Genomic DNA, 9137 nt, shown 5'->3' on the forward strand with positions numbered 1-9137 from the left:
GGCGGGCCTCGTAGGGGGTGGACAGGACCACCGTCGTGCGCGTCGAGACGTGGGCGAGGGCGCGCAGCCGGCCCAGGAGGTCCTCCAGCTCCAGGGGCGTGGCGACGCGCACCTTGAGGATGTAGTTCTCGTCGCCCGCGACGCTGTGGCAGGCCTCGATCTCGGGGACGCCGGCCAGCCGGTCGGCGATGTCGTCCGGGGCGCTCGGGTCGAAGGGCTTGACCGAGATGAACGCCGTCAGCGGCAGGCCCACGGCCTCCGGGTCGACCACGGCCGCGTACCCGCGGATCACCCCGCGCTGTTCCAGCCGGCGTACTCGCTGATGGACTGCCGACGTGGACAGCCCCGTGGCCTTGCCCAGATCCGTGTAGCTCATCCGCCCGTCCCGTACGAGCAGATCCACGATCTGGCGGTCCAGCTCCTCCATTGCGCTCATAGCCGCTCAACTTAAGGCCCAAGGGCACTCCAAGCCCAGTGGTGTCCGCCCACTGGAGGCATCTGCGCCAGGCATGTGACCAAGGCCACAGGGGTATGCAGTCGCAGGCCGGTCTGTTGTGGTTACTCGTGACGCTCGACGGGAAGTGCTTGCTGTGGCCGAGGCCGCAGAACCTGCCCGCCCGGCCCACCCAAGGGGGAGTACATCCATGCTGAACACCAAGCGCGCCGGTCGCACCGAACCGGAGCCCCTGGAACCGCTCGATTCCGGGGACGGCACGTACCCCGAGGACGGCGCATACGCCGAATACCCCGACGACCTCGAGGGATTCGAGATCCACCACGCCATCTGCCCCGACTGCGGCCAGTCGATCGCCCTCGTCGCGGACGAGGAGTTCCTGCCGCAGCACGCGCTCTGCCTGACCCCGTGGAACCCCTTCGGGCTCACGGTGTGCGCGGGTACCGGGCGGCCGGCCACGGACGCGCTGCCGACCGTCGGCATGATCCAGCCGGTGGAGGCCCCGGAGCCCGATTCCGTCGTCCTGTCGACCCTGCCCCAGGGTCTGGACTGGCGGACGCAGCCGTTCTCGCACGTGGGCGGTCCGGGCTCGCGTCCGGTCCGTGTGGTGAGCCCGGTGCTCCCGCAGCCGCAGGCGCAGACGCGGCAGCAGCACGCCCAGGCGGCCTGACCACCGCCCGGGCGCACCGCCCCTGCTCCGACCCCTACCAGTACGTTCCCTGCACCATGGCGGCCAGGCTGGCGTGGTGCAGGATCAGGCTGTCCGGGTCCGCGGGGATCTCCACCTCGCCGAAGTGCGCCTGCCGGTAGGCGATGCGCAGCATCACGATGGCGTGCCGGAGGGCGGCGTAGAGGGTGTGGAACTCCATGTCGCGCGGGGTGTGCCCGGTGAGTTCGGCGTACCGGCGCTCGAGGTCCTCGCGGCGCAGGAAGTCGGGCAGGCCGGGCTGTCCGAAACCGACGGTGAGGTCCTGGAAGAACCGGTGGAGGTAGACGGTCCAGCCGAGGTCCACCTCGCGCGGGGCGCAGGCAGCCATCTCCCAGTCCAGGACGGCCACCGGCGTGAAGCCGTCGTAGATGACGTTGCCGATGCGGGCGTCCCCCCAGTTGAGGACCGCGGGTCCCTCGTCCGCCGGCCACAGCTCCTCCAGGCGGCCGAAGGCCCGTTCGATGAGCGGGGACGGGGCGAGTCCGCCCACCACCCAGGCGTAGTAGGCGCGTTGGGCGTCCACGTGCCGGCGCAACGGGGTGCCCTTGCCGTCCGGCAGGAGGAACTCTGCTTCTCTGACCGGGAATTGGTCGTGCAGGCGGGCCAGCAGCGAGATGCTCGCCTCCTGGAGCTGGGCGCGCTCGGCGTCGGTGGCGGCGTGCAGCCAGTTGCCCTCGTAGGTGTAAGGCATGACGTCCGGCGGGACCCGGCCCTCGGCACGGGCCATCACGAAGAACGGCGCCCCCAGCGGCCCCGGATCCTCCTCCAGCCACTGCACCCGCGGGACGGGCAGGTCCGTGTGCTCGGCGACCAGGCGCATCACGCGGTGCTGGCGCGGCATGTCGTACATCGGGAAGACGGTGTAGGCGGCCGGATCGGCGGCGAGCCGCAACGCGCAGGCGCGGAGCGGGGTGTCGGGGTGCTCTATGTCGAAGAGCAGGGTCTCGCTGGACATCCCGTTGGATCCGGGGACCGAGACATTGGTGACCTTCGCTCCGGGGAGCCTGCCGTCCAGCCAGACGGCGAGCCGCCGGCCGAGCTCTTCGGGCTCCCGGGTGGAGGTGCGCGGGCGTGGCGCGGTGGCCATGGGTGAGCCCCTTCCTGCTACTGGGCGACGGAGGAGTAGTCGGTGAAACCGCTCGGGTCGTGGCGGCCGAAACTGCCGTGCTCGAAGATGCCGTGTCCGGTCTGCCCGTCGAGGGTGAAGCGGGCCGAGTGGTCGGTGACCCCGAAGGCGGCCATGGGGTGGGCCGCGGGGTCGGACAGGTCGTAGGTGCGGCGGTCGGTCCAGCCGCGCCCCTGCCAGGTGCCGTGCTGCCAGTCGCCGGCGGGCGGGTAGCCGGCGCCGACGGCCAACGGGGAGCTGTTGAGGATCTCCACGCCCAGTTCGAGGGGCTTGCGGGACGGGTCGGTGAGGTGGACGACGGCCCGCTCGGGGTGCCGGCTGCCCGGCCGGTAGCGGATCTCGGTGTGCGGCCAGCCGAGTTGGACGTCGTGGCGGCCGCTGCCTTCGGGGAAGACCTGCACGGCCTCGTTCAGGGCGCGGTGCCCGTCGGCGTCCTCCTGGGCGATGACCATGACGAACCGGTCCTCGAAGCGGACCGGGATCCAGAGCCAGTGGAAGCCCTCGGGCCGGTGCTCCTCGGCGGCGCGGCCACCCTCCTCACCCGGTATCGGCCGCACCCCCCAGCTCCGGTCGCGGGTACCGGTCCACTCCCCCGGCGTGAGGACGAACTCCTCCCCCTTCGCCCGGATGACGCCGCTCACGCCACCGGCCTGGACGAAGCGGCGCCCCTCCAGCATGAGCCGGTCACCGCGCCGCTGGACGTGGTGGGGCTCCCAGACGGCCGGGAACTCGGCGGTCCAGGTGACGTCGTACGAGAGCCCGTCCGGGTCCTCCGGATCCGCCGCGCAGCGCAGGGTGAGCCGCTTGAGCGGAACGTCGACGGTGATGGACAGGGCGCCCACCGACAGGTTCATCCGATCGTCGGTGAGGGCGTCGGAGGCCCGGACGGCGAGGAGCTCGTCGCCGATGCGGAGGGTGGCGTAGGCGTCGATGACCCCGGCGTTGGGGTAGACGCCGAGACCGAGGATGAGCACGGCGCGGCCGGCGTGGTCGAAGACGTGGAAGATGCAGCGGTCGTAGGCGTTGCGGTCGCCGCTGACGAGGTGCTTCATCGACAGGGGGGCCTGGTGGATGGGGTACTCGTCGAGGGCGACGGGCCGGTCGACGGACATGGCGGACCTCCTGGACGGACGGCTGCGGGGGCGGCTCAGGCGAATATGACGGTACGTCAGAAAGACCACCCAGGAACACCCCTTCTGGCACGCTCTGCCACACCGACACTCCACGCCGGGTCGCTGAGCCGCTGGGCCGCGTCGCTGAGCCGCTGGGCCGGGAAGGAGGAGCCAATGGGTCGATCGAGGGGGTGGAGAGGCAGGAGCTTGCCTCAGCCGAACTGGACCGGCGTGTGGCTGGGGCCAACCCCCGGGCGGCTACCGGCCGCGGTCACGCAGGAGCCAGCAGCGATGAGAGGCGCCCGACCGACCCTCGACGGCCGCCATCATGCGGGAGCGATGGCGACTTACGTCCACCCGCAAACGGCCGACCGCCGCTGGAACGCGCGAAGCGCGCAGCCAGCCGTGGCGACCCATGTCGAACCCAAGACGGCCGACGACCGGCGGGGGGTGATCGGCGGCCGGCGACCGGCGGCCCAGCGGGCGGGGGCCGGCAACTGGCGTGCCGGCGGGCGGGGGCCCGCGACCGGCGACCGACGGCGGGCGACCGGCGACCGACGGCGGGCGACCGGCGACCGACGGCGGGCGACCGGCGACCGACGGCGGGCGACCGACGGGCAGGCGACCGGCGGCGGGCCGGCGCCCGGCGAAACGTGCGAGTCCGTAGCGATCGGTGGGCCCATGTCGAGCCCCCACGGCCTGCGGCCGCGGTCACACAGGAGCCCGCAGCGATGAGGGGCGGCCCTGCCGACCTCCTGGGTCCGCCGCCGCGCAGGATCGATGGCGGCCTACGCGCAACCACGCACGGGCGGCAGCCGCTGGGAAGTGCGTGCGTAGCGCGGGCACCAGTGGCGGCTTAGTCCGGTTCAACACGGCCGGCAGCCAGAGACACGCAAAGTGCAAAGCGACCGGTGGCGGCTCGTGTCGTCTTCCCCCCGATGGCCTGCGGCCGCCGTCACTCAGTAACGCGTAGCGGTCGGAGGCGGCTCGGCCTATGCCCGACCCCGACGGCGGTCGGTGCGTACAGATCGGTGCGCACAGATCAGTGGCGGCTAATGTCCAGCCGCATACGGCCCGCAGCCGCTGAGACGGGCGAGGCACGTAGCACAGTGGACGCGCCCCCCGAACAGGCCGGTGGTCGCCGTCCCGGCCGTCCCTGCTGTGATCGCCCGGCCCGTTCTTTGGGGGTTTCCCGGCTGTCTTCGACTTTCCGTGGCGGGATGGTCGGTCGAGGGTGGCCGCAGGCCATCGCGCAGCGACGCGACGAAGGAGCGCCCTTGAGGGACCGTCCCGCTACGGAAGACGATGAGACCGCCGGGAAACCCCCAGCCCCTCCCTGATTCCGGTCAGCCGGCTCCCGCCCCCCGGGGACGGCTCGAACGGATACCCGTACCCCGAGAGCGATTACCCGGCCCTTCGCTCCCGCGTTGGCCGTGCATGACCATGCTTCAGTCTTCAACCGGCCGAAGGCGTAGGCCGACGCCGCCGGGATTCGAAGAATCGGTTCAGCGGCAGCATCCCCACCCACGTGAGCAACAACAGCAACCGCAAGCGCAACAGCAACAGACGCCCGATCCGCCGATCTACCGCGATCTCCTGGCCCGGTGGGCCGATGCCGGCCGCACTCTGCCCGGTCGCCGCGACCCGGAGTGGTCCCGGCTCACGTCCTCCCCGGTCTGGCCCACGACCAGCAGCGGCCTGTACTGACGCCCTGCCCCGGGCCAGGACCAGCACCACCAGCACCAGCACCAGCACCAGCACCAGCACCAGGGTCAGCGGGTCTCCGGCCCCGCCAGGTGGCGGGCGATGACCATGCGCTGGATCTGGTTGGTGCCCTCCACGATCTGCAGCACCTTCGCCTCGCGCATCAGGCGCTCGACGGGGAAGTCCGCGGTGTAGCCGTAGCCGCCGAGGACCTGCACGGCGTCCGTGGTGACGGCCATCGCCGCGTCCGTGCAGAACAGCTTCGCCATGGCCGCCTGCCGGGAGAACGGCTTGCCCGCGTCCCGCAGCCGCGCCGCCGCGAGGTACAGCGCGCGCCCCGCCTCGATCTTGGTGGCCATGTCGGCCAGCATGAAGCGCAGCCCCTGGAAGTCCGCGATCGGGTGCCCGAACTGCTTGCGGTCCAGCGCATACGTGAGCGCCTCGTCCATCGCCGCCTGCGCGACGCCGATGGCGCAGGCGGCGATGCCCAGGCGCCCCGCGTCCAGCGCGGCCAGGGCGATGGTGAAGCCCTGCCCCTCCTCGCCGATCCGCCGCGCGTCCGGCACCCGTACGCCGTCGAAGTGCAGCTGGGCGGTGGGCGAGCCCTTCATGCCCATCTTCTTCTCGGGCACGGCCGCCGTCAGGCCCTCCGCGTCGCCGGGCACCAGGAAGGCGGTGATGCCCTTGGGGCCCTCGACGCCCGTCCGCGCCAGGACGGTGTAGAAGTCGGCGACTCCGCCGTGGGTGATCCAGGCCTTGGTACCGGTGATGATCCAGTCGTCGCCGTCGCGCACCGCCTTGGTGGTGAGCGAGGCGGCGTCGGAGCCGGCAGCCGGCTCGGACAGGCAGTAGGCGCCCAGCAGGCCGCCGCCCAGCATCGCGGGCAGGTGCGCGCCCTGCTGCTCCTTGGTGCCGTAGCCGGCCAGGCCGTGGCAGGCCAGGGAGTGCACGCTGACGCCGAGGCCGACGGTCAGGCGGGCCGCGGCCAGCTCCTCCAGGACCTGGAGGTAGACCTCGTACGGCTGCTCGCCGCCGCCGTACTCGCCGGGGTAAGGGAGGCCGAGCAGACCCGCCTCGGAGAGCAGCGTGAAGACCTCGCGGGGAAACCTCCCGGAGTCCTCTTCGTCGGCGGCATTCGGGCGGATCTCCCTCTGGGCGATCTCGCGTACGAGGGCGAGGAGGTCGCGGGACTCCTCGGTGGGCAGCTGACGGTCCACCGGCTGCGGGGCGCGGTCTGGCATGGCGGCGCTCTCCTCCCTGATCGGGCACGGCGGCGACGCGTGAGGTGTGGGACGCGCCGCCGGGTTTCGGTGCTCTCACAGCCGATGGTCCCCTCCCGGATCACGGAATGGGCTGTTCAGCGGCTGCGGCGGCTTGAGTATGCCCGATCAGGGGCTTCCCGTCACCGGGGCAAGATCGTCACGCTGACCGAACGGTCCTTCGGGAGCGGGAGGTGCCGGACACTCCGGGACGAATTCCTCGATCACTGTCAGTGTCGCGCGCAGCTGGCGCACGAGAAGGGCGCCGAGCTCGGCGCGCTCGGGCTGCTGCCCCACCACGTCGGCCCCACCCAGCCCACCGATCCATTCCAGGGTGATCCCCTCGACCGAGGAGAGCCAGCCGACGAGGGCGAGCCGGGCGACCTGCGGGAGCGCCCGGTGTCCGTACGCGCCTTCGGCGATGGTGGCGACCAGCTCCTCGCGCACGGCGTCGCGGATGGCGAGCACCTCGGCGTCGGAGCCGACGCCGCCGGTGACGATGGTGCGGTACGCGGCGCGGTGGTGCTCGGCGTAGTGCAGGTAGCCGTCGATGGTGCGGCGGACGCGCTCAGCGTTGGGGAGGTCCGCGTCGTTGCCGGCGCGGGCGACGAGCTCGGCGACCGAGTCCTCGACGATGGCGAGGTAGTAGCCGCGCTTGCTCTTGAAGTAATAGTAGATCAAGCCCTTGGCGACGCCCGCGTGCTTGGCGATGTCGTCCATCGAAAGCGCGTCGTACGAGGTGTCGGCGAACAACTTGCGCCCGGTTGCTATGAGTTCGGCCCTACGAACCTGCGAACGCTCGGTCGCACCGCGCTGTTGACCAATATTCAAATTCAGCCCTAGCCTCGAACCGCCACAACGTGCCCGCAGTATGGCAGCCTCGACGGCGAGCCACGTTCGGCACGGCGCAGATCGACCGCGGGGCCCGAGCTGCTGCCGACCCCGCCCGTCCCGCTGACCGCGCTGACCGGGCCGGTCAGCCTGGGCCTCGGCCCCGGCCCCGACCTGCCGGTGGTACCGCCGGCGGCGCCGGCGACGGGGGCCGGCGCCCCGTAGGCGAAGCGGTCACAGCCAGCCGACCTGGGTGACGAACATGGCGACGACGACCGCGAGGGTCCAGCCGAGGACGTGCTCGAGCCAGGAGGAGTCGCCCTTGGGGCCTCCGGTGCGAACGAGGTCCAGGGCGGGGGCGGTCGGGGTGGCGCTGGCGGCAGTCATGATGTCCAATGTGCCAGCGTTCGCGGCCTTCGCGGTAGATGACGAGGGTCACGTGGTGGCGCGCATCACACCCAGGGGCCGCATCACACCACGCATCACACCGCGCATCACACCACCGGGCCCCCGCCGCTTCCCCGAAACAAGGGGTGCGACGAGGGCCCGAGGGCCTCTTCGGTGTCGCGCTAGATGCGGGAATCGCGGCTGCGGCCCGCCATGCCCGCCATGGCGAGGCCGAGGCAGAGCGCGACGACCCCGGTGATCACGTTGCTGACCACCGAACGAGTCGTGTCCATCTCTCCGGCGATGACCCACGGGGCGATGATCGTCCACGCGCCGAGTGCAACGGCGGTCCAGGCCATCGCATGGGTGCGTTCGTAAGCGGAACCCAGACCGCCCATGCACAGGCAGAACGCCAGGCCGGCGATCAGATTGTTGATGGCCAGCGGGGTCAGGACGCTGAAGCCGGCTATCCACGGCGAAGCCGCCAGGTACAGGCCCGTGACCAGGGCCAGTGCTTCAACGGCTTGCGCGGCAGGGGTGCTGGTCACCCGCTCGAACCGAGTGCGCATCTCGGCAAGGTCCGGGTGGTGCTCGATGCTGCTGGGATGAGTGGTCATGGCGGACTGCCTCCTACAAGGAGCCTTATATGCCCTTTATGCCACTTATGCCCATATTCCGCCCGTTAAGCCATCCGAACCAGCGGAGCTTTCCACGAGGCCTTCCCAAGCTTTCCCCGAGCCTTCCCCGAGCTCTTCCTGACCTGTCCGGGACAGGTCAGGAGCCTGCTCAGAGCACCCCGACCGCCGTCAGCGCAGCCGTGTGCGCCGCGCCGAGGGCCGCCGGGAAGTAGAGGTAGCAGATGCCGCCGGTGCCGGAGGCGACCTTGCCCGAGGCGCCGTGCCGCTTGGTGCGCAGCCAGATCGTCTCCCATTCGGCGCGCTTGTAGACGCGGCGCACGGAGGGGTTGTCGGGCGAATTGGGGTCGTTGGCGATCACGTCCCCGGCGGCCGTGAAGCCGATGACGGTCATCAGGTGGCCCGCGGTGCCGTAGCCGGCGCCGGTGAGCTCCTCCGTGCGGAAGGACTGCGAGGTGATGGCCGGGATGCCGGCCCGGACCAGGGTCTCCAGGTCGGACAGGGCGGTGAGGCGGGTGACGACGCCGGCGAGCCCGCGGTAGGTGGCCGCGTACGCGGGGTTGAAGGGCCAGTTGCCGCAGCCCTTGTAGGCGGCGTCGTAGGTGGAGCGGGCCGCGTGGCAGACCTGCGGGTCGGCGTACCTCGGGTTCACCCAGGCCAGGGCGGTGGCGCTGGCCTTGCCGCCCCAGTACTCGATGATCATTTGCGAGGAGGTGGGGCTGCACCAGGCCTCGCCGCCGTTGTCGTACTCGGGGTACTGCCCGGCGTGGGTCTCCTGGGAGTAGCGCGGGACCTTCGCAGCCGTCGGCTGTGGACATCGGAAGGGGGCCGAAGCCTGTCGGTGGGGGACCGCGGGCTTCGCAGAAGAAGTCTACCGACAAAGAACCCACGGCGCTGTGACCTGCGGGCGCGAAGCAGCC

9 protein-coding genes and 1 pseudogene are annotated in these 9137 nt (G+C 71.4%); 1 reads left to right on the forward strand and 9 read right to left on the reverse strand.

Features of this window, described 5'->3' with window-relative positions; all coding sequences use genetic code 11:
• Positions 1 to 427 (reverse strand): Lrp/AsnC family transcriptional regulator (locus PV721_RS37345; RefSeq protein ID WP_319732394.1); only part of this gene is annotated, 427 nt, incomplete at its 3' end.
• 217 nt (positions 428 to 644) lie between these two features.
• Between PV721_RS37345 and PV721_RS37350 the strand changes: the two genes are divergently transcribed.
• On the forward strand, positions 645 to 1124 hold the full coding sequence (locus PV721_RS37350; RefSeq protein WP_319732377.1) for a hypothetical protein: 480 nt from the start codon (positions 645 to 647) through the stop codon (positions 1122 to 1124).
• A 34-nt stretch (positions 1125 to 1158) separates the two neighbouring features.
• On the opposite strand, the gene PV721_RS37355 is transcribed toward PV721_RS37350, so the two are convergent.
• The 8 genes and pseudogenes from PV721_RS37355 to PV721_RS37390 all read right to left on the reverse strand — a co-directional run.
• Complete coding sequence (locus tag PV721_RS37355) at positions 1159 to 2250, reverse strand: phosphotransferase family protein (RefSeq protein ID WP_319732380.1); 1092 nt, start codon at positions 2248 to 2250, stop codon at positions 1159 to 1161.
• A gap of 17 nt (positions 2251 to 2267) precedes the next feature.
• Positions 2268 to 3401 carry a hypothetical protein gene (locus PV721_RS37360; protein WP_319732382.1) on the reverse strand — a complete coding sequence of 378 codons (1134 nt, stop codon included), beginning with the start codon at positions 3399 to 3401 and terminating at the stop codon, positions 2268 to 2270.
• Between the two features lie 1455 nt (positions 3402 to 4856).
• The gene (locus PV721_RS44155) at positions 4857 to 5168 is read right to left on the reverse strand and encodes a hypothetical protein (protein ID WP_416371261.1); all 312 of its coding nucleotides are present in this window, start codon (positions 5166 to 5168) and stop codon (positions 4857 to 4859) included.
• Positions 5169 to 5173: 5 nt separating this feature from the next.
• Positions 5174 to 6346, reverse strand: coding sequence for an acyl-CoA dehydrogenase family protein (locus PV721_RS37370; RefSeq protein WP_319732386.1), 1173 nt, complete (start codon positions 6344 to 6346; stop codon positions 5174 to 5176).
• 147 nt (positions 6347 to 6493) lie between these two features.
• Entirely contained in the window at positions 6494 to 7195 is a 702-nt protein-coding gene (locus PV721_RS37375) for a TetR/AcrR family transcriptional regulator (RefSeq protein ID WP_319732388.1), read from the reverse strand.
• Between the two features lie 234 nt (positions 7196 to 7429).
• Positions 7430 to 7582, reverse strand: coding sequence for an SCO1431 family membrane protein (locus tag PV721_RS37380; protein WP_319732391.1), 153 nt, complete (start codon positions 7580 to 7582; stop codon positions 7430 to 7432).
• A 182-nt stretch (positions 7583 to 7764) separates the two neighbouring features.
• Complete coding sequence (locus PV721_RS37385; protein ID WP_319732393.1) at positions 7765 to 8199, reverse strand: SPW repeat protein; 435 nt, start codon at positions 8197 to 8199, stop codon at positions 7765 to 7767.
• Between the two features lie 169 nt (positions 8200 to 8368).
• A pseudogene (locus PV721_RS37390) lies at positions 8369 to 9010 on the reverse strand (peptidase C39 family protein); the annotation flags it as partial.
• Between the last annotated feature and the right edge of the window lie 127 nt (positions 9011 to 9137).

It is taken from the genome of Streptomyces sp. MB09-01, assembly GCF_033794505.1.
In the GTDB taxonomy this organism is placed as follows: Bacteria; Actinomycetota; Actinomycetes; order Streptomycetales; family Streptomycetaceae; genus Streptomyces.